Raw genomic sequence first — 22,832 nt, 5'->3', positions numbered from 1 at the left:
GGTCCCGCCCTCGCGACCTCGGCCGCGGCCGGTCCTCCGCCGGTGCCGGTCGCCGTACGCGGAGTACCTGCCGCGCCGGCCGAGGGTGGGGTTTTCCGCAGCCCCGGCCTTGCAGCGCACCTCAACGGGCCGGGCGGCGCTCCTCATGCCCGACATATCCGATCGTGCATAGCCTGTGGGGCATGGACACGACCACCGTTGACGGCATCGCCGGATGGGCGACCCAACTCATGGAGCAGCTGGGAGCCCCCGGAGCCGGCCTGGCCATAGCACTGGAGAACCTCTTCCCCCCGCTGCCCAGCGAGGTCATCCTGCCGCTGGCCGGGTTCACCGCGAGCAGGGGCGACATGAGCCTGTTGGACGCGCTGCTCTGGACCACCCTCGGATCGGTGATCGGCGCGCTCGCGCTGTACGCCGTCGGATCCCTGCTCGGCCGTGACCGTACGGTGGCGATCGCCGCGCGGTTGCCGCTCGTGAAGGTCTCCGACATCGAGAAGGCCGAAGCCTGGTTCGCCAAGCACGGGACCAAGACCGTGTTCTTCGGACGGATGGTCCCCATCTTCCGCAGCCTGATCTCGGTGCCCGCGGGGGTGGAACGCATGCCCCTCCTGACCTTCACCGCCCTGACCGCTCTGGGCAGCCTCATCTGGAACGCGATCTTCATCGTGGCCGGGCACCAGCTCGGCGAGAACTGGTCGCTCGTGGAGAACTACGCCGGGATCCTGTCCAAGGTGGTGATCGGGGCCGTCGTGCTGGCCGTGGTGACCTTCGTGACGGTCCGGCTGGCCGAGCGCCGTAAAGGCAGGCATGTCCATCGCTGACCGGGCCGGCGGCGGCCCACTGAGCGAGCAGGACGTCCGTACGGCCGCGCAGGCCGTGCCAGGGGCGGAGCAGGACGTCCGTACGGCCGCGCAGGCCGTGCGGGTGGCGGGGCGGGGGGTGCGGACGGTGAGCGCGCTGCTGGTCGGCACGGGCACCGCTCTGCTGGAGCTCGGCTTCCTGGCCGGAGCCGGACTGGTGGCGCCGGCCTGCTTGGCGGGCGCGCGAGGACGTCGCGTCTCGACGCGCCTGATATTCGCCGGGGCCGAACGGCTGGCCGCCCTGGAGGTGCGGCGCCTGCGGCCGGCGGAGGATCTCCCGTCGCCACCGTACGGAGGCCGCCGGGCACTGGCCTACGTCGCGGCGCGCTGGCCGGTGGGCATGCTGGGCGGCATGGTGCTCGGGCTGCTCGTCGTGGGGGCCGGCACCGGCGCCCAGATCCTGTGGGGCTGGGCTCACGGCGAGAACTACGACGGCATCCCGCCCACGCTCCCGGTCGTGATCTACATCGCCGTGGCCGGGGGCGTGCTGCTGTTCCTCGACATCACCGGGATGGTCGGCGTCACCGCTCTGGACCGGGCGCTGGCCAGGCGGCTGCTCGGGCCGAGCCCGACCGAGCTGCTGGAACGGCGGATCACCGAGCTCGCGGAGACCCGGGCCGGGATCGTGGCCGCCGTGGACCAGGAACGGCGGCGCATCGAGCGGGACCTGCACGATGGGCTGCAGCAGCGACTGGTCGCGCTGGCCATGCTCATCGGAAGGGCCCGCCGGGGGCGCTCCCCCGAGTTGCTCGACGCGCTGCTCCTGCAGGCGCACGACGAGGCGAAGGAGGCGATCTGCGACCTGCGCGAGGTGGCCTGGAGGGTGTATCCGACCGGCCTGGACTCCCTCGGGCTCCGCGACGCCCTGGCCACGGTGGCCGAGCGCGCGGCCGTACCCGTCATGGTCCGCTACGACCTGACCGAGCGGCCCGTCGCCACCGTCGAGACGGCCGCGTACTTCGTGGTCTGCGAAGCGGTCACCAACGCGGCGAAGCACGCGAACGCCCGGCTCATCAGCGTCCACCTGGCCCGCCGGGGAGCGGTGATCGTCGTGCGGGTCGACGACGACGGGCACGGCGGCGCCGACCCCGGTGGAAGCGGCCTGTCGGGGCTGGCCCGCAGGGTCGCGGCGCTGGACGGCCGTTTCCACCTGGAGAGCCCCGCCGGAGGCCCGACCACCGTCACCGCGGAGCTCCCGTGCGAGTGATCCTGGCCGAGGACTCGACGCTGCTGCGCGAAGGCCTGGTGCGGCTGCTGCTCGAAGAGGGGCACGAGGTCCCGGCGGCCGTCGGTGACGCCGTGGCGCTGCTGGAGGCGGTGGCCGAACACCGGCCCGACATCGTGGTGGCCGACGTGCGGATGCCGCCGGCCCATACCGACGAGGGACTGCGGGCCGCGCTGGAGATCCGGCGCCGGTGGCCGGGGACGGCCGTGCTGGTGCTGTCGCAGTACGTCGAGAAGCGCTACGCGACCGAGCTGATGAGCGGGGACGTGGAGGGCGTGGGCTACCTGCTCAAGGACAGGGTCGCCCAGGTGTCGGACTTCCTGGAGGCCCTGGACAGGGTGGGGGCCGGGGGCGCGGCCTTCGACCCCGAGGTGGTCCGCCAGTTGCTGGCCCGCACCACCCACGCCGACCCGCTGGGCACCCTCACGCCGCGCGAGCGCGCCGTGCTGGACCACATGGCGCAGGGCTTCACCAACGCCTCCACCGCCGCGCAGCTCCACGTCTCGCAGAGCGCGGTCGAGAAGCACGTCAACGCCATCTTCGACAAGCTGGAGCTGTCCCACGTCACCGGCTACAGCCGCCGGGTGCTCGCGGTCCTGCGCTATCTGGGGTCGTGAAACCTCGGCGGGGTGGGGGAAGACGGCGCGGGTCCGGATCTTCTACGCTCAGCATTCCATCTACCTATAGCGCGATAAATCACGTTATATGAGGAGTTAACCGCGTGGAGGACTTCCAGCCGGCGACGACCGCCGAGCACCTGCTGTGGCTGCTCGCCCAGCATGGCGTCGAGCATCTCTTCCTCAACCCCGGCACGGACTCCGCACCGCTGCAGGAGGCGGTCGCCACACTCGGCAAGGCGGGGGTGGCCATCCCGAAGATCATCATCTGCTCCTTCGAGTCGGTCGCCCTGGCCGCGGCCCATGGCTACTGGCAGGTGACCCGACGCCCGCAGTGCGTGTTCGTCCACGTGGACGTGGGCACGCAGAACCTCGGCGCCATGATGCACAACACCCTCCGCGACCGCGCCGGAGTGATCGTCATCGCGGGAAAGACCCCGTACGCCGAGGAACCCGGCGCGCCCGGGGGCCGCTCGCACACGATCCACTGGCAGCAGGACGTGCCCGACCAGGCCGGTACGGTGCGCGGGTACGCCAAGTGGGTCATGGAGATCACCCGGCCGAGCATGCTGGCCCGTGCCATCGGCCGCGCCGTGCAGGTCGCCACGGGCGGCCAGCCGGGCCCGGCCTACCTCATGGTCTCCCGTGACGTCCTCATGGACCCGCCCGCGAGCGAGCTGGGCCGCACCAGCGGGTACGCCGTCCCGCGCCCGCCCGCCGCCGACGCCGAGACCGTGCGGTGGATCGCCGAGCGGCTGGTGGAGGCGGAGCGCCCGCTGCTCATCACGGCCAAGGTCGGGCGGCGGCCCGAGGGCTTCCTGGCGGTGACCCGGCTCGCCGACCTCGCGGGGGTCCGCGTCATCGACCTCGCCGAGAGCGGCTGCCTCAACATCTCGACGTCCCATCCGATGAACCTGCTGTCGGCGGCCGACGGGCAACGGGCGGTCGAGGAGGCGGACCTGATCATCGTCGTGGACACCGACGTGCCGTGGATCCCGAGGTTCACCCAGCCGAGGAACGCCACGATCGTCCATATCGACGCCGACCCGCTGAAGATCGACATGCCGATGTGGACCTTCCCCGCCGACGTGGCCGTGACCGCCGACGGCGCCACCGCCCTGGGCCAGATCGTCGAGCGCCTGGAGGAGGCGGGCCACACCGCGCGCCCGGAGGGAACGCCGGAGGCGCCTGCGCCGGCCCCCGCGCCGGCCGCGGCCGACGGGCCGATCACCGCGCACGAGGTCGTCACCGCGCTGAACGAGGTCCTGCGGGAGGAGGACCTGGTCGTGGAAGAGGCCGTGACCAGCGCCCGGGTGCTGCACGAGGTCCTGCACCGCACCCAGCCCGCCACGATGTACGGCACGGGCACGCCCGGTCTCGGCTGGGGACTCGCCGGCGCGGTGGGCGTCAGCCTCGCCTCGCCGGGACGACGCGTGGTGAGCGTCGTCGGAGACGGCAGCTTCATGTTCGGCGTGCCGACGGCGGCGCTGTGCCTGGCCGCCGAGGCGGACGCCCCGATCATGGTGGTCGTGCTCAACAACGACGGCTACCGGGCGAGCAGGCTGCCCGTCTTCGAACTGTTCCCGCAGGGGCTCTCCGCAGGCCGGGGAGACGCCGAAGGGACGCGGTTCAGCGCGCCGCCCGACTTCGCGGCGGTGGCCCGCGCCTGCCACGCCGACGGCGAGACCGTCACCGATCGCGCGGATCTGGTCCCCGCCCTCCAGCGAGGACTGCGGTCGGTCGAGTCGGGGCGCTCCGCCGTCGTGGACGTGCACATCATCCGCGACTGACCCTCACCGGCCGTGCGCCCGCTTCGCCACCCCCCGCCTGGCGACGAAACGGGCGCATCCCGGCTGAGGACCTCAGCAGCAGCTCACCTCGTCCTTCCCGGCCAACCCGCCGGCGTACTCGTCACCGCCTCTCGCGCGCTCCTCGGCGCGGGCGGCCTGGGAGAGCGCACGGAACACCCGGTCCCGCCGCCGCAGCAGCTTCGCCGGATTCCGCGGCATGCCCACCCGCAGGTAGAGGACGTTGGTCGAAGAGGCGCCCAGACCCGCGAGGTCGGGGAACCTGATGGCGGCGACCTCTTCGGCGTGGCCGATGACGCGGCTGCGGCCCGATCCCGCCGATTCCTCGACCTCGAAACTCATCACCCCCGCTCGGCAGGCGATCTCCACCTTCAGCCCGTCCACGGTTCGTACCACGGACGCCGTTCGACCCAGCATTCTTTCCCGCGACGTCGGACCAGCCTCCATCGCGATCTGCGCTGCCCTTTCCGGAGTGAGCGGGAAATCGCCGGCGACGGACTCCAGCGCGACGCTCCCCTGGCGGTTCATCCAGGAGAAGATGACTCCGACGAACAGCGTGATCACGAGGATGGCGATGGTCAACCCCTCCATAGCCGACTCCTTGCCTGTGCCCGTACCTCATACGACCGGTGATCGTCGCTTCCGCCGACGGCTGGAAAGCCGCCAGGCACGGACAAACCCCTCCCTCTTGACATATGGACAATATCCGCACCCATCAGCCAAAGCTTCCACATCTGCGACGGGTTTTTGGCGGGCAGGCGTCAGTACTAAGTACTACCCGCGCTCACTCGGTGAGCCTTTAAGAACCGTGGGTGACGGAAATGGCGGATTACGACCCTGCGGAAACGCACGTGGTGCGCCGGAAGTCGCTTTACCGTGCCTCGAACGTGCAGCTGCACGTGTATTGCGGGCTTGAAGCAATACACGTGCAGCGACCGGCGCGAGAGATCCGGTGCGGCCCGCGTCGCACTCCGGGCTCCCGCGATCGTGGAGCTAGTCGAAGAAATGCTCCAGCTTCGCCGCGATACCGGAACGTTGTTCTACGCCCAGTTTCCGCAATATCCGGGAGACATGACCTTTGATGGTGGATTCGGTGACGAAGACCTGGGCGGCGATCTCCTTGTTGGTCATGCCGCCACGGGCGATCAGAAAGGCGATCTCCCTTTCCTTGGACGACAGGGAGTTGAGCAGGTTCTCGGCGCGGACGGACGGCCGCGCGATGATGTCCATCGTCTCGGTCTGCCCCTGCTCGCATTTGTGGCGCAGGTCCCGGACGAGACGGACAAGCTCGCGCTCGCCGATCGGGACGGCCTCCTCGATCGCGCAGATCCCGGAGTGCAGCTCGGCCAGGAGGGCGGAGACGTCCTGGACCACCTCGGCGACGGAGGGCTGGTCGGTCTCGGCCGAACCCTCGACCGGCGCCGCCAGCGCCTCGCGGTTGGCGGTGTCCTCCCGCTCACGGGCGAGCACCGTGGCCACCGACCTGGCCGTCCATTCGAAGGCCCGTACGTGCTCGTCGGTGTAGGTGTTGCTCTTGTAGGTCTGGATGGACGCGAGTCCGATCACCACCGAGTCGCCGCCGGGCGTCTCGAACAGGGGGATCGTGATGGCGTCCGCGGAGACCCTCTGCTCGTCGCCGAAGGCGACCCCGTGGTGCAGGAGGTGCCCGTTGTCACTGGCGTAGGTGTACGCACGCCTGTGCCGGAGAATCCACTCGGCCTGCCCCTTCGGCCCGTACCAGAAGACCTCCGGGGGGACGTACCTCTTGATCGCGATCGAGTCGTCGAAGGTGTACGGGTAGACGATCTTCCGGCCTTCCCGGTAGAACCCCACGTAGAAGGCGTCCACGGGGCAGATCGTGCTCAGGGCGAAGCGCCAGTAGTCGAAGAGCGCGTGATGGTTCCCCATCCGTGCGCGAATCCCCCGATCCGCCTGGCTCAGAGCCGCGGCGACATCCGGCGAGAACCCAGAGCGCGAACCAGGCACGGACACTCGTCCTCCCACGACTGACCTCGGCGTTCCAAAAACTCAGTGCCCGGAAATACGGGGCCTGGTAGTAAGCCTTGCTGACTGCCACCCATCACGTCATCATTTCGCCTGATTTGGTGCCAGTAAGAGATCATCGTGCACTCCGCCGAAGGGCCGGGCGACACGGGAAGCGGCCCGCCAAGGGCCCTGCGACCTCAACTGATGCGTTCTCGTTATATGCAACCCGAAGCGGTGGTCAGGGCGGATCCGAAACGTCACGCTCCGCACACCTGACTCCCGGAGGAATTCGGCGCAGTCAAGACGAGAACGTCTTTACCGAGACCGGGCAGGACCACTTTCGCGGCCAGGAGCACCGTCACCGGCGACTCCGGCACCATGAGAGCGCGGGGCGGCGCCCCCGGCGGAGACGACGATGACCGCCGGCCTGCGGCATGACTCCTGACACCGGAGAACACCAATTCCCTGACTCGCCGCACATACTCTCGTGCCGCGATATTCTCCGGCGGCGTCCTGGCGGAAAAAGCATTTACCGCCCCCGCCGCCGCGACGGTCTCGCCCATCGGTGGGCCCGAGAATTCACCTTCCCATGACGCCACGCATCCATTACCTTTAGTAGTCGAATAACTACACCACGCAGTTACCCCCCACCCGTGGAACTGTCGCCGTCTGCCGTGTCATCCCTTCGGAGACGGAGCGAGGAGCTTCAAATGCCGCATATGACGAAAATCAACCCCGAAGACTCCGCACGCGCCCGTTTCGCGTACGAGCTTCAGCGCTACCGCCTCCTCGCGAAACTCACGCAGGGTGAACTCGGCCGCCGCATAGGGTTCTCCGGCAGCCTCATCGGCGCGATCGAGAACCTCAAGCGGACCCCCAGCGACGATTTCGCCAGGCGTTGCGACGACGCCTTCGGCCTCGACGGCGTGCTCACCTCTCTGCATCTCGAAGGCTGGCCGCCCCCTCCCCCGGTGCCCGACCACTTCCGTGACTGGACCGTCGAGGAGCGCCGGGCGACGGCGCTCCAGACCTGGGATCCCCTGCTGGTCCCCGGCATCTTCCAGATCGAGCCGTACGCCCGGCGCATTTTCGCGCGCGCGCCCGGGAGCACGCCCGAGGAAGTGGAGGAGCGCGTTTTCGGGCGGATGCAGCGCAAGAACATCCTGTCCCAGGAGAACCCGCCCATGATTCTCAGCCTGATCGACGAGGGTGTGCTCCGCCGGCCCATCGGCGGCGCCGAGGTGATGCGGAAGCAGCTGGAATACCTGCTGGAAATCGCCAGCCATCCGAGGGTGACTATCCAGATCGTCCCCTTCGACGCCGAGGCCATTTCCGGATTGCTTGCCGGTTTTGTTATAGCAGAACAGCGAGGCACGCCTTATACGGTATATGTGGATTCCGTACCCGACGGACGTACGATGACCGATCGAAACTCCATCGCGTCGCTGACCACCCGTTACAACGCGATCCGGGCTGAGGCCTACCCCCAGTCCCTCTCGATCAACGTCATCAAGGAAGCAGCGGACAAATGGACCTAAGCAAGGCGCAATGGCACAAATCAGCTTTCAGCGGTGACAACGGCGGCCACTGCGTCGAGGTGGCGAGCAACCTTCCCTGCGGGATAGTGGTACGCGACTCCAAAGATCTCGAACTCTCCCCCCTGATCTTCAGTCCGGACGAATGGTCTATATTTCTCAAAAAACTTAAAAACGGCCAATAGCCAATCGAAGTAGGCGGCCTGCGGTCCGTCTCCACCACCGACGGCGCGCGCGCCGACCTCCCGCGTACCGATCCCGGGCCGCCCGTCACGGCCGGTCGCCTCAGGTGGGCGATAATCGACTGTTCACCGGCCGCCAGGCCAGCGACAATGACGCGATGAGCATCCGAATGGCCAGTGTGGGCGAGCTTCCCGTCCTGCAGGAGATCGAGCGTGCCGCCGGGCGGTCCTTCCACGACATCGGCATGTCGGCGATCGCCGCCGACGAGCCCCCCTCCCTGGAGGTCCTGGCCGGATACCAGCACGCCGGGCGGGCGTGGGTGAAGGTCGGCCCCGACGACCGGCCGGTGGCCTACCTCATCGCGGATGTGATCGACGGCAACCTCCATCTGGAACAGGTCTCCGTCCATCCGGCCTCGTCGCATCGCGGCATAGGGCGGTCGCTCATCGACCATGCCGCGGCCCACGCCACGGCCGAAGGCCTCCCCGCTCTCACCCTGATCACCTTCACGCGCGTGCCGTGGAACGCCCCCTACTACGAGCGTTGCGGCTTCTGGTGCCTCGACGACGCGGAGCTGACGCCGGGGCTGCGCGCCCTGCGCCGTCATGAGGCCACGCTCGGCCTCGACCGGTGGCCCCGGGTCTGCATGCGCCGCGACCTCTGACCCACCGGGAGCGACGGGCCCCACGCGGGCCCCTCGGAGGCGCTGATGCGGGCGGCCCAGGTGGCCTTCTCCGGCCCAGGGAGGCCCCGCGGCCGGCGACGGCGAGCGTGAACCCGGACGGCCGGCAGGTCGTGATCCGCCGGTGCGGGCGGCTCTACGCCCAGCAGCCGCCCAGCCCCACCTGCTGACGGACCGGTCCGCCTGTCGTCATCGAGTCGAACGCTCGGCGCCCGCGCCACGTACCTCGTGACAGGCGCGGCCCGGAAGCGAGGTTTCGGTGCCGCCGCGAGACCAGCCTTCGGAGGAGATCTCGATGGACGACACCCAGCGGGGCCGGGGGTCCACCCCCGTCCTCAGCCTCCTGGCCCTGGCGGGCGCGCTGTTCGGCGTCATCTCGCTGGCCCAGGCTGACCCGGCGGGCAGTGTGGAGCTGCGGATCAACATGACCCAGTCGACCGGTCGCGCCGGCGCCACACCGATCGTGGCTCCCTGACCCGCCCCGGGACGGTACCCTCCGCCATCAAATCTGGCCGCTGACGGTCGTGCCCTCGCCGACGACGCTGTTGATCGTCAACGTGCCTCCCACCTCACTGAAGCGCCGCTTCATCGCGTCCGTCCCCCGGCCGGTACGGCCCGGCGCGAAACCTATGCCGTTGTCGCTGATGGTCAGCCTCAGCCCGCCGCGCCCCATGGTCAGGGCGACGGAGAGTGTGTGGGCGCCGCTGTGCTGCTCGACGTTGCTCAGCGCTTCGAGCACGACCGCGTACACGGCGTCGGCGACCGGGCCGGGAACCCGCTCCTTGGGCATGGCCCATACCTCGACGGTGATCCCGGTGCGCTCCGACCATTCCGTCAAGTAGTCCTCGATCGCCCGCGCCAGACTTCGCTTTCCGCGCATGCGCAGCTCTTCGTACAACTCCCCCAACCCTCCTCGGCGCACCGCTCCGGCCTACGTGATCGCGGCCCCACCGCGTCGCCCTGGTGATCACCGGCGGGCGACGCTACCGACGCGTGCTGAAGAGCGGTTGGAAATCGCTTGGGGTAGAGGCAAAGCCACCCCGGTGGAGCCGTCTTCCGAAAGCCCACCCAAGGTAGGTATGCCCGAACTCCTTGATGCCACGCTACCCGCAGGTATGTGTCGGCGCGCTCAGGGGATGACGGACCGTTTCCCGCAGGCCACTCCCGTGGTCACCGCTACCGCCTGTCGCCGCGGTCGCTCCTGTCGAGCCTGGCGAGGTAGTCGTTGTAGGCGTCCAGTTCGGCGTCACCGCTGCCGCCCACCTTCGCGGCACGGGCGTCGGCGCGCCGATCGGACCGCATGGCCGTGCGGTTCTCGTCGCGGTACCACTGGAAGGCCAGGGCGAGCAGCACGATCAGCGTGGGGATCTCGCCGAACGCCCAGGCGATGGCCCCGCCCGTGCTCTGGTCGGCCAGCGCCGGATCGCCCCAGGTGCGGCCGAGCTGGTCGTACCACGGCGCGGCGATGACCGTGCCCATGTTCATCAGCGCGATCCCGAAGAACGCGTGGAACGGCATGGTGACGAAGAGCAGGAGCAGCCGTCCGAAGTACGGCAGCTTGGTCGGCGCCGGATCGACTCCGATGATCACCCAGAAGAAGAGGCATCCGCTGAGCAGGAAGTGGAGCGTCATCGCGATGTGACCGAGATGCTCCTCCATGGCGGAGGCGAACAGCGGAGTGAAGTAGAGGGCGTACGTCGAGACGATGAACAGGGCCGTGGCGATCGCCGGGTGGGTGATGACCTTGGTGGTCCTGCTGTGCAGGATCGTGGTGATCCACTCGCGGGGGCCGCGGTCTCCCCGCCGCGTGGCGGGCCTGAGCGCCCGCAGGGCCAGCGTCACCGGGGCGCCCAGCACCAGGAAGATGGGAACGAGCATCGACAGCACCATGTGCTCGGCCATGTGCACGCTGAACAGCACGGGGGCGTAGCGGGCGATGCCGCTCTGCGTGGCCAGGACGAGCAGCAGGACGCCCACGCCCCAGCTGATCGTGCGGCTCCGCGGCCACCCGTCGCCGCGACGCGCCAGCCGTACGGCGCCGGCGGCGTAGAGGCCGGCCAGCAGGGCCGCCACCACCGCGAAGAACAGGTCGAACCACCACAGCGAGGCGAGGTTCGCGACCGAGATCGGAGGCGGCATCAGGTAGCCCAGCAGCTCGAACGCACGGTCGACCGGCAGGTCGAGCGGCGGTGGCGCGGTCCGCGAGAGCGCGACGGCGAGGCCGACCGCCACCAGCATGATCAGGCCCTCGACACCGGCCAACCTGGTGAACGCGCCGGGCTTCCCGGCGGACAGGGCCGGGAGGGTGCGGCCGCGGTGCCACCAGCCGAGCACGCCGAGAGCGGTGAACGCGACCACCTTGGCCAGCACGATCAGGCCGTAGGAGGTGGTGAAGAGCTCCTGGACCGCGGTGAGCCTGGCGAGGGCGCTGAACGCGCCGGAGAGGCCGACACCGGCGAAGCACCACAGTGCCATGCGGGAGAACCGGTGCGCCGCGAGAGGGAGATCGGGCTCCCCCCGCAGGGCGTGCACGCACAGCAGCAGGAGCCCGCCGACCCACAGCGACAGCACGATCAGATGCAGGGCCACACTGGTGGTGGCGAGGCCGTGGTTGGGCGCCGATGAGGAGTGGCCGGTCAGCGCCGGAGGCAGCAGCGTGACGAGCGCGAGCACCAGCAGGCCGCCGGAGGCCCCCGCGGTGATCGCGCCGCGCGAGAAGAGCGCGATGGCGGTGCCGAAGAGCACCACGAGGGTGAGGGCGATGCCCTGCGGCACCTGGCTGGCGTAGCTGGTGAGCTCGTTGCCGCCGAGGACGTCGGCGACCGGGGTGCCCAGCGTCTCGGACAGGCTGAACACCAGGGTGGAGGCCGCGGCCAGCGCCCACACGAGGCCCGTCCACGACGCGGCCCTGACGTAGGCCAGCGACGGCTTCCCCAGCAGGCCCTTGTCGTTCGGGAGCAGCACCGTGGCGATCAGCAGCAGCCCGACGGTGAGCACCCCCGTGACGTCCATGGCCAGCTTGGACACCGGCAGCGCCCAGCGGGTCAAGGTGCCCTCGTCGGGAAGGCCGGGGATGATGCGCGGGGTGGCCGCTCCGCCGGCGACCATGGCGGCGACCAGGCCCAGCAGGGCCACGCACACGCCCGCGACGGCAAGACGTACGGTACGGGTCACGGCTTCTTCCGCAGGCTGAGGGTCACGCCGATGCCGATGCCCGCGAGACCGAACACGACGATCCACACCCAGGCGGGGATGCCGCCCTGGTCCTGGTCCTGCCGCCGCGAAGCCGGGGTGGCGCTCACCTGGGCGGGCGGCGGGCTCGCGGCCGTGGTGACCGCCTGCGGAGAGGGAGCCTGCGAGGTGGGGGAAGCGCTCGCCTGCTCGGCCTTCACGGTGAAGGGGATCTCCCCCTCGACGGGATGCCCGTCGTCGGAGACCACCCGCCAGGCGATGCTGTACTTCCCGGAAGGCAGCGGGGCGGACACCTTCTGGATGACCTTCGGCCCGTCCATCTTGGGCTTGCCGTCGTGGAAGGCGCGGCCATGGGCGTCGCGCACGATGACGACCGGGAACCGCACGCTCTCGTTGAACGTGAGGGTCACCGAGTCGAGGCCCTTCACCGTGGACCCCTTTTCGGGGTCGCTGCTCTTCAGCGAGGTGTGGGCCAGCGCGGGGGAAGCAAGAGCCGTGCCCAGCACGACGGCGACGACGAACGCCAGCGCGGCGGCAAACGGGGAAGTCCTCATAACACCCTAAGGCTACTCAGGTGCGGGATAGGTCCCTACCTCGCCGTCGGCGACACCCCGGACGCGTCCTGACTCCTACCGTCTGGCGCAGGATTCCTACAGCCCGGCGCATGCCAGCGCGCGCTGATAGGCCTCGACGCTCGCGGAACCGTCGTCGATCCGCTCGAGCACGGTGGCCACGGCCAGCCAGCCCTCCGCGGCCTTGCGCGGGGCGGGCGAGTGCTCCAGCAACTCCTGGGCCGACGCAAGCTCGGTGACGGCCTCGTCCTCCCTGCCGAGCAGCATCAGGGCCTTGCCCAGCAGCAGGTCGGCGTCGGCGCGCAGCGCGCGGGGACGGTCGTTGACCAGGTCTCTGCCCTGGCGGGCGTACTCGAGGGCCTTCTCGGGCTCGCCGAGGGCCATCTCGACCTTGGCCAGCTCCAGGACGCAGCGGGCCATGTCGACCCTGCTGGCCGACGTCTCGGCCAGCTCGCGCTTGCCCCGCAGCAGCAGGTCCCGGCAAGCCTCGGCCTCGCCGGGACGGACCCTGAAGCGGAGCATGGCGAACGCGAGCCGCAGCCTGGCCAGGTTGCGGGGCTCGCCGTTCTCGGACTGGATGGCCAGCGCCCGCTCGGCGAGCGCGAGCGCCTCTTCCCCGCGCCCGACGCGCTCGGCCACGCTGGCGGCGTTCCAGCAGGCGGCGACGGTCGCACGGGGCGTGCCCAGCATCTCGGCGGCGGCGAGCAGCTCCGCGGAGAACTGACGGGCCCTGAGCATGTCGTAGCGGTACTCGTAGGCGGCGAGCAGGGTGGCGCCCAGCTCGACGAGGTCATCGGTCCAGGCGGGCCGCCCCGGCCCGACCAGCGCCTCCTCGCCGACCTGCACGGCCTCGGCCAGGTCGCCCCGCTCGCGATGACACCGTGACAGCGCGATGGCCACGGCGATCGAGCGCTCGGACGACGGTGGCTCCTGGCTGGACTCGCGCAGCCGGCGCAGCACGGTGATCGCGTCGTCGAGGTCGCCACAGGCCTCGCTGGCCAAGGCGTAGCCGTACTCGGCCTGCTGCCTCAGGGACGCCAGCCCGGCGAGGCTGCCGTCTTCGAGAAGATCGGCGAAGCGCCTTCTCGACTCGGCCACCTCGCCATTGTTCAGGGCGAGGTTGGCGTATCCGAGACCGAGCTCAAGGTCCTCCATCTGTTCGGCGGTTACCCCGTTGATCAGATACGTTAGGGAACACTCGAGCTTCGCCGCCAACAGTTCCAGAACAGCCGCTGTCGGCGTACGCTTGCCGCTCTCGATAAGTGATACATAACTATCTGAGAGCTCCGGGTGTGCCAACTGCGCTTGCGAAAGACCACGTTGGCGGCGAATCGTCTTGATTCGCTGTCCGATGAGATCTTGACCGGTCACTGGCACCCCTTGAAGATGTAAGCCCCGACAGACAGCAACCGACGGGAGTTCCCCATGCGTCGCCGCCGCCTCGCCTTGTCTGCCCTAGCCGTGATGATTTCAGCCGTAGTGAGCATCACGGGTAATGCTATGGCCGCAGACCCCGCCGCGTCTCCCCTTGCCCCGCTAGATTACATCCACTGCTGCTGATTTGTAATTCAACAAGCACGCAGCGCGAGGAAAAGGTCCACCCTATCCGCCATTGAGGATAGATCGCGTCCGGTCAACTCCTCCACACGTCGGATGCGATACCGCACAGTGTTCACATGCACGTGCAGACGCTCCGAACAAGTGTTCCAAGACCCGGCGCAGTCGAGGAAAGTTCCGAGGGTTCGAACCAACTCCGACTGATGCCGAAGGTCGTAAGCGAAGAGCGGAGCCAGGATCCGGTCCGCGAAAGACCGTCGCACGTCGTCGGGAACGGTGGCCAGCAGCAGGGCGTGGGTGTAGATCTCGTCGCTGGTCACCACCCCTCCGCCGCGCACCTCCGCCAGGCGCCGCGCGTGGCCCGCCTCTTCGGCTCCGCCGCGGATGCCCCCAGGACCGGTCAGTACGGCGCTCACGCCGACTGAGACAAGGGTCCTCGGGAGAGCGGCCGTGAGCGTCGCCACCCCTTCCTCCAGCAGGTCCAGGAGCACCCGCACGCTACGCTGCACTTGCGTCCGGGGATGCACCTGCACGTTAGCCTGCACAGATCCCCCTTCCGGTGACCCCTCCCCCGGCTCGTTCCCCCTCATCCGCCGCCCCTGGGCCCCCCTGTTCTCCGGCGCCCGGATCACGCGCAGCGGCACCAGCGCGACCGCTCCGTCCGCCCCCGCGGCGGCCACCACCCGGCGGTCCAGCAGTTCCTCGATCACCTGGCCGCCGAGCGCGGCGGGGTCGGGCCCGTCGGTGGCTCCGGGGCGGGCGACGCTCGCGGTGACCACCGCGTACGGCTCCGCGGCGTCGATCCCGCAGGTGCGCAGCCGAGCGGCCACCTCCGCCGGATCGGCCTCGCCGGAACAGGCGAGCGCGATCAGCTGTTCGGCGAGCCGCCGTTCTACTCTGCGGCCCTCCTCGACACGGCCGCGCTCCAGCGCCACGCACGCGGCGAGCTCGTACCCGGTGTCCGCGTCGGCGAGCAGATCGGCGTCACAGACCAGTGCCCAGCCGGCCGCCCGGTGCGCCCTGTCCACCGCGAAGAGGGTGAAAGGCCCCATCCCGGTACGGACCAGGTGGGGCAGCCGCGTGGCCGAGAGGTACTCACGTGCGAGCCCTACGGCCAGGTCCGCGTCGAGCCGTCCGGCGATGACCGCGCCGGTCGACGAGATCACCGAACCGTTGACGCCCAGCTCCTCCGCCGTCAGCGCGAACAGCTCGTCCAGGCCCGCGCCGTCCGCGACCGCCGCGACGATGCGACGGTGGTGTCCGAGGGTCCCGCGCAGGTCGACGGCCCTGGCACCCGCGAGACGCGCCTCGACCACCTCGCTGAGCGTGCGGAAGGACACCTCCGTCGGCACGTCCACCAGCGGAAGGCCGTGCTCGCGGCACGCTTCGACCACGTCCTGCGGCACGAGGCCGAGCAGGGCCCGCCCGACGCCGAGGGCGGCGACCTTCGCCTCCGCCAGGATCTCGACGAAACGCCGGGAGTCCTCAGGCTCCCGTCGCCACATCAGCCCGGTCAGCACCAGCTCTCCGCCGGACAGGTAGCGGCCGGGATCGGGCAGGTCGGTGATGTGCACGCCTGTGAACCGCCGGTCCAGATGCTCGGGCTCCGACAGGAGGGTCAGGCCGAGCCGGTCCATCGCGATCAGGTCACGTATCCGCACACCACAAGGCTAACCGCGCCCATTTGGACGAACCTACAATCGGCCACCGCACCCGGTGACGGCGTTTCGCGGCTGCGCCTATTGGCGCTCTTGAGCTGGCCTGATGTACTGCCCGTGTGACCCATACCGCGAGCAGTCAGAGCCAGGGGCAGGGAGTCGGCACGAGCGCGCCCCGCCCGGACGGCAAGCTGAAGGTGACCGGCGAGTTCGCCTACTCGTCCGACCTCTACCTCGCGCACATGGTGTGGGGCGCGACGCTGCGCAGCCCGCACCCGTCCGCGTGGATCCGCTCGATCGACGTCGGCGCCGCGCTCGCGATGCCCGGCGTGCACGCCGTGCTCACCCATGAGGATGTGCCGGGCGAGCGGTTCTACGGCCTGGACCACAAGGACCAGCCGGTGCTGGCCATCGACCAGGTCCGCTACCAGGGCGAGCCGGTCGCGATCGTGGCCGCCGACCATCCCGAGACCGCCCGCCGCGCGGTGGCCGCCATCGTGGTCGAGTACGAGCCGCGCGAGGCCGTCACCGACGCGCGCCGCGCCCTGTTCGATCCGGAGTGCCCGCGTGTCCAGCCGGCCGGCAATCTGGTACGCCACCAGCCGGTACGGGTCGGCCGCGCCCCCTCCGCCGAGATGGCCGACATCGTGGTCACCGGCGAGTACGAGGTCGGCATGCAGGACCAGGCGTTCCTCGGGCCCGAGTCCGGCCTCGCCGTGCCCGCCGAGGACGGCGGCCTCGACCTCTTCGTGGCGACGCAGTGGCTGCACGTCGACCAGGACCAGATCGCCCCGTGCCTGGCCCTGCCGAAGGAGATGGTCCGGCTGACGCTGGCGGGCGTCGGCGGCGCGTTCGGCGCCCGTGAGGACCTGTCGATGCAGATCCACGCCGGCATGCTGGCCCTGCGCACCGGCAGGCCGGTCAAGATGGTCTACGGCCGGGAGGAGTCGTTCTTCGGCCACGTCCATCGCCACCCCGCCCGCATGCGGTACGAGCACGGCGCCACCCGCGAGGGCAAGCTGGTGTACGTCAAGGCCGAGATCGTGCTCGACGGGGGCGCGTACTGCTCCTCCTCCCTCGCGGTGGTGGGCAACGCGGCGTCGCTCGGCGTCGGACCGTACGAAGTGGACCACATCGAGATCGACGCCTACGGCGCGTACACCAACAACCCGCCCTGCGGGGCCATGCGCGGCTTCGGCGCGGTGCAGGCCTGTTACGCCTACGAGTCCCAGATGGACAAGCTCGCGGACGCCTGCGGGCTCGACCCGGTGGAGATCCGGGTGCGCAACGCCGTGTCCCAGGGGTCGCGGCTGGCGACCGGCCAGATCATCGAGTCGCCGGCGCCGCTCGCCGGCATGCTGCGCGAGCTGGCCGCCATGCCCCTGCCCGGCTCCTCCTGCTCGCCCGATCTGCGGTCCCTGCCGGGCGGGGTGGCCCAGACCACCCACGGCGAGGGGGTGCGACGGGGCGTCGGATACGGCGTGGGCATCAAGAACATCTGCTTCTCCGAGGGCTTCGACGACTACTCGACCGCCAAGGTGAAGGTCGAACTGCTCGGCGGCGAGCCCCACGTGCTCGTGCACACCGCCGCCGCCGAGGTCGGGCAGGGCCTGCTCATGGTCCAGACGCAGATCGCCCGCACCGAGCTCGGCATCGAACGGGTGACCGTCGCCCCGGCGGACACCTCGGTCGGCTCGGCGGGCTCCAGTTCAGCCTCCCGGCAGTCGTACGTCACCGGGGGGGCCGTCAAGGCCGCGTGCGAGGCCGTGCGCGAACGCCTGGACAAGCTGCGGGCCGAGCGCCCCGGGCTCACCCTCGCAGAGCTGCTGGAGTCGTCCGGCCCGGTGGAGGAGGTCCGCGAGTTCCGGCACCGGCCGACGTACCCCATGGATCCGGTCACGGGGCAGGGAGACTCCCACACCCAGCTCGCGCTCTGCGTGCACCGCGCCGTGGTGGACGTGGACGTGGACCTGGGCCTGGTCAAGGTGGTCGAGCTCGCCGCCGTGCAGGACGTGGGCAAGATCTTGAATCCCATGGCGCTCGAAGGTCAGATCCACGGCGGATCGGCGCAGGGGCTCGGGCTCGCCCTCATGGAGGAGATCCAGGTTCGCGACGGCAAGGTGCTGAACCCGTCGTTCACCGACTACCTGATCCCGACGATCCTCGACATGCCGCCGATGAGGCTGTCGATCCTGGAGAACCCCGACCCCGACGCGCCGTACGGCCTGCGGGGAGCCGGTGAGCCGCCGACGCTCTCCTCCACCCCCGCCATCGCCGCCGCCGTCCGCGCCGCCACCGGCCTTCCCCTGCCCCGCATCCCCATCCGCCCGCACGACATCGCCTTGGCGGACTAGGCCTCCCCGGAAGCCCGATCACTCCGCCGACGCCGCGCGGCACCCAAGGGGGCCGCGTCAGGTGATGTCGCCGCGCTCGCAGGTGACGCCGTCGCGGTCGCCGTCGACGTACCAGTAGTACTCGACGTGCACGCCCTTGGTGTAGGGGCCGTAGTTGGCCGCGTGCGCCTGCTTGCAGCTCGCGAAGCGCGGGTCCGGGGTGCGGTCAGCGCGTGCCGAAGGGCTGGTGGAACGGGCCGAGGGGCTGGTCGCGCGGGCCCGGGGCGACGCGGCGTCACGGCCGGCGGGGGAGGTCTGCCCTCCGGTGCCGGGCGTGTGGGTGGCGGCCGGGGGCACCAGCGGCATGGCACCCGGCTGGGACGCGGACGCGCTGGGCGCCCCCGTCGGGGCCCCGGTGGGCGCTCCCTGATTCGCCGGACAGGTGGCGGTGCCCGGAGGGCAGGTCGAGGCCGGGGCGGAAGGGGAAGGCCCGCCGGTGCCCGGAGAGGCCGTGCCGGTGCCCGGAGAGGCCGTGCCGGTCACCGTGCCGCCGGAGCCCTGGAGCCGGCTCATCAGAGCGTCCGCCGTCTCCTTGGTGAGCCCCGCGATGCTGAGGCTGTCGTCGGTGATCGGCTGCGCCACCCGGGGAGCCGTCACGACCTTGTCGTCCACCACGACGGCGAGTTGCTGGTTGAGCGCGTCCTTGGTCAGGTCGGCCAGCTTCCTGCGGCTTTCCGGGGCCAGCACGACCCGGACGGCGTACGTGCCGTCGACGTCGGTGACCGTCCCGATCTTGATGACCGATGTGACGGTGACCCCGGGCGCGACCTGGTAGCAGGTCGTTCCCGCGTCGTCGAGCACCGCCTCCGCGCCGGGGCACGGCGCGGGCCGCACACCGGTGACGGGCGCGAAGTGGATGGGCGTGGCCAGGCGGCTGGGCGGCGCCGCGCCGAGCGGCAGGCCGGGCTGCCGCGTCATCAGCACGGCGATCGTGCCGAGGACTCCGGTGACGATGACCACCACGAACAGCCCCACGATCAGGGCCACGGTCGTGGAACGCGCGGCGCGGGGCGGCCCGCTGGGACCGGCCGGCGGCCCGCCTGGCGTGGCAGGCCCGCCTGGTCCGGCGGGTGGCCCATCGGGGCCCATCGGAGGCTCACCCGCCCCGGACGGCGGGCCGCCCGTGGCGGGAGGCGGCTGGTCGCGGTCCATCGGGGACTCCGCCATCCCCGGCGGCGGACCGCTGGGCCGCTCACCACGGCCCGGCGCGGGCTCTTCGGGCACGGACGGTGCGGCGTCGGTGAAGGGAGGCCACCCATCGGGATCCGTCCAGCCCTCCTCCTCCCCGGAGGGCCGGCCGCCCGTGGCGAGGAGTGGTCCCTCCAGAGTCTCGGCCGGGGGCGGGCCCGGGAGGTCCGGCGTTATCTCGGGCCGACCACCATGATCGTCCGTCGCCGGCTGGTTACGCATCCTCACCCCTGTGGCTGACATCGCTCGGGCGAGCCTACCGAGGCTCGCCCGATCGAGCTAACCGCAGAAGCGACTCTCTGGAGGGAGTTCTACGCTGGATATGTCCTGACAATTTGCCACAGACCAGACGCAACTCATTCCACCTTGCTCCATGGTCGGCGCTTTTCAGGGAACGCAGAGTGGAAAAGGGCCGGGCCGCGAAGGGTCACGGCCGGCCCGCACGGTCCTGCCGTGGCCAGGGGGCCCAGCGGAACAGCTGGTCAGAACGGGTGGGCGGGCAAGGGGGACGGATCCCGCGTCACGGCAGGCGAGGTCGCGCGAAACCCTGGGTCACCAGGAGCCAGGAACGCAGGATGCCCGGGTCACAGCGGGCCGGGGCGATCGCGGGCAGTCCGGTACGGCACGGCGAAGGACGCCCAGGGTCGAAGGAGGATTCATGAAGGTCGGAATACCCCGAGAGGTCAAGGATCACGAGCACCGGGTCGCTCTCACCCCCGCGGGGGCCAACGAGCTGGGCCGCCACGGCCATCAGGTGTTCGTCGAGCGCGGGGCGGGGGCCGGTTCGTCCATTCCCGACGACGAGTTCCGGGCGGCGGGCGCGACGATCGTGGACTCGGCCGAGGACGTCTGGCGCGAGGGCGACCTGATCTTGAAGGTCAAGGAGCCCATCGCCTCCGAGTACCCGCTCATGCGCGAGGGCCAGGTCCTGTTCACCTACCTCCATCTCGCCGCGTCACGGAAGCTGACGCTGGCCATGCTGGAGACCGGGGTCACCGGGATCGCCTACGAGACCGTGCAGACGGAGAACGGGGCGCTGCCCCTGCTGGCGCCCATGTCCGAGGTCGCGGGACGCCTCGCTCCCCAGGTGGGCGCCTACCACCTGATGCGGCAGGGCGGCGGCCGGGGGGTGCTCATGGGCGGGGTTCCCGGCACCTACCCGGCCAAGGTCGTGGTGCTGGGCGCCGGGGTGACCGGCATGAACGCGGCGACCATCGCGCTGGGGATGCAGGCGGAGGTCCTGCTCCTGGACAAGAACATCGACAGGCTGCGCCAGGCGGACACCCTCTACCGGGGGCATCTGCAGACCGTCGCGTCCAACTCCTACGAGATCGAGCGTGCGGTCATGGGCGCCGATCTGGTCATCGGAGCGGTGCTGATCCCCGGAGCTAAGGCGCCCAAGCTGGTCACCAACGAGATGGTCTCGCGGATGAAGGAGGGATCGGTGCTGGTGGACATCTCCATCGACCAGGGCGGCGCCTTCGAGGACTCGCGTCCCACCACCCACGCCCATCCGACCTACCGTGTGCACAACTCGGTCTTCTACTGTGTGGCCAACATGCCGGGAGCGGTGCCGCACACCTCGACCTACGCGCTGACCAACGTGACCGTGCCCTACGCCCTGGCGATCGCCGACAAGGGATGGCGCGACGCCCTCCGCGACGACCCGGCGCTGGCGCTCGGGCTCAACATCCACGCGGGCGTCCTCACCAGCCCTCCGGTCGGCGAGGCCCACGGCATCGAGGCGGTGGACCCGGAGCAGGTCCTGCGCTGACCGCCGGTTCCGCCGCACGGCCACGCGGCCGTACGGCGGAAGACCAGGACGGGCCGTCGCTCAGGAGGACGGTGTGCCGCTCGGGGCCGGGGTGGCGCTCGGCTGGCCGCTCGGGGCCACGCTGGGCGACGGCATGGACGTCGGCAGCGGGTCGTCGGAGGCCAGCTTGTTCGAGGTGCCCTGACCGGTGCAGGTTGCGCCGTACTCGGGCGTCGTGCTCGGGTTCTGCATGTACTTGGTGATGTACTTGGGCAGCCGGGGATCACTGGCGCCGTTGAGCGAAAGCTGGTGGTTCCACGAGCTGGCGACCACCGGCGCGGGCAGCCCGGGGAACGGGCTGAGCAGCACGTAGTCCGAGGTGACGAGCGCCTTCAGCTTGTCGACGTCGGCCTTGGGCAGGTCGGGGCGGTAGGTGATCCACACCGCGCCGTGCTCCATCGAGTGGACGCCGTTCTCGCTGTTGATCGGCTGGTCGTAGACGCCGCACTGCTGGGGTGCGGGGTTGTGCTCGCCGCCGACGGGTGGGGTCTCCTTGTAGTTGACCTTGATCGGCGTGTGCTGGGAGCCCTTGTAGTTGAAGCTCTTGACCGCGTCCAGCGACGTCTCCGCCCGGTCCCGGATCACGTAGAAGCCCACGATGCCGACCAGCAGGACGATGACGAAGGCCCCCGCTCCCCACATGAGCATCGCCGTGCGACGCTCCTTGCGCTTCTGCGCGGCACGCAGCTGAGCGAGATGTTCCCGCCGCGCCTGCGTCCTCTCCTTGGCCATCGATCCTCCAACAGCTGTTCATGACCTTGCACGCTCAAGCGCCCGATACTTATGTGGAGGATAGTGGGTAGGTAATAAGGTTCGCGTCTAACGCCCAGGACAATCACTATTCTGGCTGGCAATGAGCACCCAACGAACTCGCCTCATCCTGGTCGCGCTGATCAGTTGCTTGGCCACCGCGGCCGCCATGTTCCTGATCATGGGCCGGTCGACGCCCCCAGGAGACGCCTCTCCAGAGGCGGGTTTCTCCCGTGACATGGCGGTTCATCACACCCAGGCCGCCGACATGAGCTTCGCCGTGCGCGACGCCGGCAGCGACCCGGCCATCCGGGGGCTCACCTACGACATCATCACCACCCAGACCGCCCAGCGTGGAATTTTCATGGGATGGCTCCAGCAGTGGGGCCTCAACCAGGCGCGCACCCGGCCCGCGATGGCCTGGATGGCCGGTCACGGCGAGCATGGCACCGCCACCACGGCCGGGGTGCCGGCCACCATGCCCGGCCTGGCGTCGGAGGAGGAGATGAAGCGGCTGAGGGCCGCCAAGGGCAGGGACGCCGAGATCCTCTTCCTGCAGCTCATGATCCGCCACCACGAGGGGGGCGTGCAGATGGCCAAGGCCCTGCTCGGGCTCTCGAACCGCGACGAGGTGCGGACGCTGGCGCGGCACATCGTCGACACGCAGGACGGCGAGATCAAGTACATGACGAACCTGCTGAAGGAGCGCGGCGCGCAGCCCTACCCGTCCATCCTGAAGTAAGGAGCGGGGCGCGCAGCCCTACCCGTCCATCCTGAAGTAAGCAGCGGGGCCGGCCCGCCCGTCCATCCTGA

Annotated in this window: 20 protein-coding genes; 11 read left to right on the top strand and 9 right to left on the bottom strand. The window is 70.1% G+C overall.

The features are described from left to right. Positions 1-182 precede the first annotated feature (182 nt). The 4 genes from ABD810_RS23675 to ABD810_RS23660 all read left to right on the top strand — a co-directional run bounded on the left by ABD810_RS23675 (position 183) and on the right by ABD810_RS23660 (position 4,492). Positions 183-821, top strand: coding sequence for a DedA family protein (locus tag ABD810_RS23675; RefSeq protein ID WP_344944363.1), 639 nt, complete (start codon positions 183-185; stop codon positions 819-821). Continuing rightward, a complete protein-coding gene (locus ABD810_RS23670; RefSeq protein WP_344944359.1) occupies positions 808-2,067 on the top strand; it encodes a sensor histidine kinase in 1,260 nt (419 codons plus the stop codon). The genes ABD810_RS23675 and ABD810_RS23670 overlap by 14 nt, the downstream gene beginning before the upstream one ends. Then, a complete protein-coding gene (locus ABD810_RS23665) occupies positions 2,058-2,702 on the top strand; it encodes a response regulator (RefSeq protein ID WP_344944355.1) in 645 nt (214 codons plus the stop codon). Before ABD810_RS23670 ends, ABD810_RS23665 begins: the two co-directional genes overlap by 10 nt. Positions 2,703-2,806: 104 nt before the next feature. Then, positions 2,807-4,492 carry a thiamine pyrophosphate-requiring protein gene (locus ABD810_RS23660; protein WP_344944351.1) on the top strand — a complete coding sequence of 562 codons (1,686 nt, stop codon included), beginning with the start codon at positions 2,807-2,809 and terminating at the stop codon, positions 4,490-4,492. A 72-nt stretch (positions 4,493-4,564) separates the two neighbouring features. On the opposite strand, the gene ABD810_RS23655 is transcribed toward ABD810_RS23660, so the two are convergent. Both ABD810_RS23655 and ABD810_RS23650 read right to left on the bottom strand, forming a co-directional pair. Further along, the gene (locus tag ABD810_RS23655; RefSeq protein WP_344944346.1) at positions 4,565-5,101 is read right to left on the bottom strand and encodes a hypothetical protein; all 537 of its coding nucleotides are present in this window, start codon (positions 5,099-5,101) and stop codon (positions 4,565-4,567) included. Positions 5,102-5,503: 402 nt separating this feature from the next. Continuing rightward, the gene (locus tag ABD810_RS23650; RefSeq protein WP_344944342.1) at positions 5,504-6,418 is read right to left on the bottom strand and encodes a LuxR C-terminal-related transcriptional regulator; all 915 of its coding nucleotides are present in this window, start codon (positions 6,416-6,418) and stop codon (positions 5,504-5,506) included. 788 nt (positions 6,419-7,206) lie between these two features. Between ABD810_RS23650 and ABD810_RS23645 the strand changes: the two genes are divergently transcribed. The 4 genes from ABD810_RS23645 to ABD810_RS23630 all read left to right on the top strand — a co-directional run bounded on the left by ABD810_RS23645 (position 7,207) and on the right by ABD810_RS23630 (position 9,371). After that, a complete protein-coding gene (locus tag ABD810_RS23645; protein WP_344944337.1) occupies positions 7,207-8,034 on the top strand; it encodes a helix-turn-helix domain-containing protein in 828 nt (275 codons plus the stop codon). Then, a complete protein-coding gene (locus tag ABD810_RS23640; protein WP_344944332.1) occupies positions 8,025-8,216 on the top strand; it encodes a DUF397 domain-containing protein in 192 nt (63 codons plus the stop codon). The genes ABD810_RS23645 and ABD810_RS23640 overlap by 10 nt, the downstream gene beginning before the upstream one ends. Before the next feature lie 155 nt (positions 8,217-8,371). Further along, positions 8,372-8,878, top strand: a complete 507-nt coding sequence (locus ABD810_RS23635) for a GNAT family N-acetyltransferase (protein ID WP_344944326.1) — start codon at positions 8,372-8,374, stop codon at positions 8,876-8,878. Positions 8,879-9,191: 313 nt separating this feature from the next. Beyond that, on the top strand, positions 9,192-9,371 hold the full coding sequence (locus ABD810_RS23630; protein WP_344944321.1) for a hypothetical protein: 180 nt from the start codon (positions 9,192-9,194) through the stop codon (positions 9,369-9,371). Positions 9,372-9,398: 27 nt separating this feature from the next. On the opposite strand, the gene ABD810_RS23625 is transcribed toward ABD810_RS23630, so the two are convergent. From ABD810_RS23625 to ABD810_RS23605, 5 genes are all read right to left on the bottom strand, one after another. Then, on the bottom strand, positions 9,399-9,776 hold the full coding sequence (locus tag ABD810_RS23625; protein ID WP_344944318.1) for a sensor histidine kinase: 378 nt from the start codon (positions 9,774-9,776) through the stop codon (positions 9,399-9,401). Between the two features lie 296 nt (positions 9,777-10,072). After that, positions 10,073-12,070, bottom strand: a complete 1,998-nt coding sequence (locus tag ABD810_RS23620) for a bifunctional copper resistance protein CopD/cytochrome c oxidase assembly protein (protein WP_344944315.1) — start codon at positions 12,068-12,070, stop codon at positions 10,073-10,075. After that, positions 12,067-12,642, bottom strand: a complete 576-nt coding sequence (locus ABD810_RS23615) for a copper resistance CopC family protein (protein WP_344944311.1) — start codon at positions 12,640-12,642, stop codon at positions 12,067-12,069. Before ABD810_RS23615 ends, ABD810_RS23620 begins: the two co-directional genes overlap by 4 nt. Before the next feature lie 96 nt (positions 12,643-12,738). Further along, positions 12,739-14,031, bottom strand: a complete 1,293-nt coding sequence (locus ABD810_RS23610; RefSeq protein ID WP_344944308.1) for a helix-turn-helix domain-containing protein — start codon at positions 14,029-14,031, stop codon at positions 12,739-12,741. A 197-nt stretch (positions 14,032-14,228) separates the two neighbouring features. After that, positions 14,229-15,878, bottom strand: coding sequence for a PucR family transcriptional regulator (locus ABD810_RS23605; protein WP_344944305.1), 1,650 nt, complete (start codon positions 15,876-15,878; stop codon positions 14,229-14,231). Positions 15,879-15,994: 116 nt separating this feature from the next. Between ABD810_RS23605 and ABD810_RS23600 the strand changes: the two genes are divergently transcribed. Continuing rightward, the gene (locus tag ABD810_RS23600; RefSeq protein ID WP_344944302.1) at positions 15,995-18,229 is read left to right on the top strand and encodes a molybdopterin cofactor-binding domain-containing protein; all 2,235 of its coding nucleotides are present in this window, start codon (positions 15,995-15,997) and stop codon (positions 18,227-18,229) included. Positions 18,230-18,286: 57 nt separating this feature from the next. Here the strand turns inward: ABD810_RS23600 and ABD810_RS23595 are convergent, their stop codons facing one another. Further along, on the bottom strand, positions 18,287-19,420 hold the full coding sequence (locus ABD810_RS23595) for an excalibur calcium-binding domain-containing protein (protein WP_344944299.1): 1,134 nt from the start codon (positions 19,418-19,420) through the stop codon (positions 18,287-18,289). Between the two features lie 694 nt (positions 19,421-20,114). Between ABD810_RS23595 and ald the strand changes: the two genes are divergently transcribed. Further along, on the top strand, positions 20,115-21,230 hold the full coding sequence (ald, locus tag ABD810_RS23590; RefSeq protein WP_344944296.1) for an alanine dehydrogenase: 1,116 nt from the start codon (positions 20,115-20,117) through the stop codon (positions 21,228-21,230). Positions 21,231-21,290: 60 nt separating this feature from the next. On the opposite strand, the gene ABD810_RS23585 is transcribed toward ald, so the two are convergent. Next, a complete protein-coding gene (locus tag ABD810_RS23585) occupies positions 21,291-22,001 on the bottom strand; it encodes a thioredoxin-like domain-containing protein (RefSeq protein WP_344944293.1) in 711 nt (236 codons plus the stop codon). Positions 22,002-22,122: 121 nt separating this feature from the next. On the opposite strand from ABD810_RS23585, the gene ABD810_RS23580 reads away from it, so the two are divergent. Continuing rightward, positions 22,123-22,761: a DUF305 domain-containing protein gene (locus ABD810_RS23580; protein ID WP_344944290.1), complete on the top strand. Its 639-nt coding sequence runs from the start codon at positions 22,123-22,125 to the stop codon at positions 22,759-22,761. Positions 22,762-22,832: the final 71 nt, after the last annotated feature.

Origin of the sequence: Sphaerisporangium flaviroseum (assembly GCF_039537005.1) — a bacterium.
Taxonomy (GTDB): Bacteria; Actinomycetota; Actinomycetes; order Streptosporangiales; family Streptosporangiaceae; genus Sphaerisporangium; species Sphaerisporangium flaviroseum.
The sequence above is the reverse complement of the archived record's forward strand: the minus strand, read 5'-3'. Positions and strand labels throughout refer to the sequence as shown.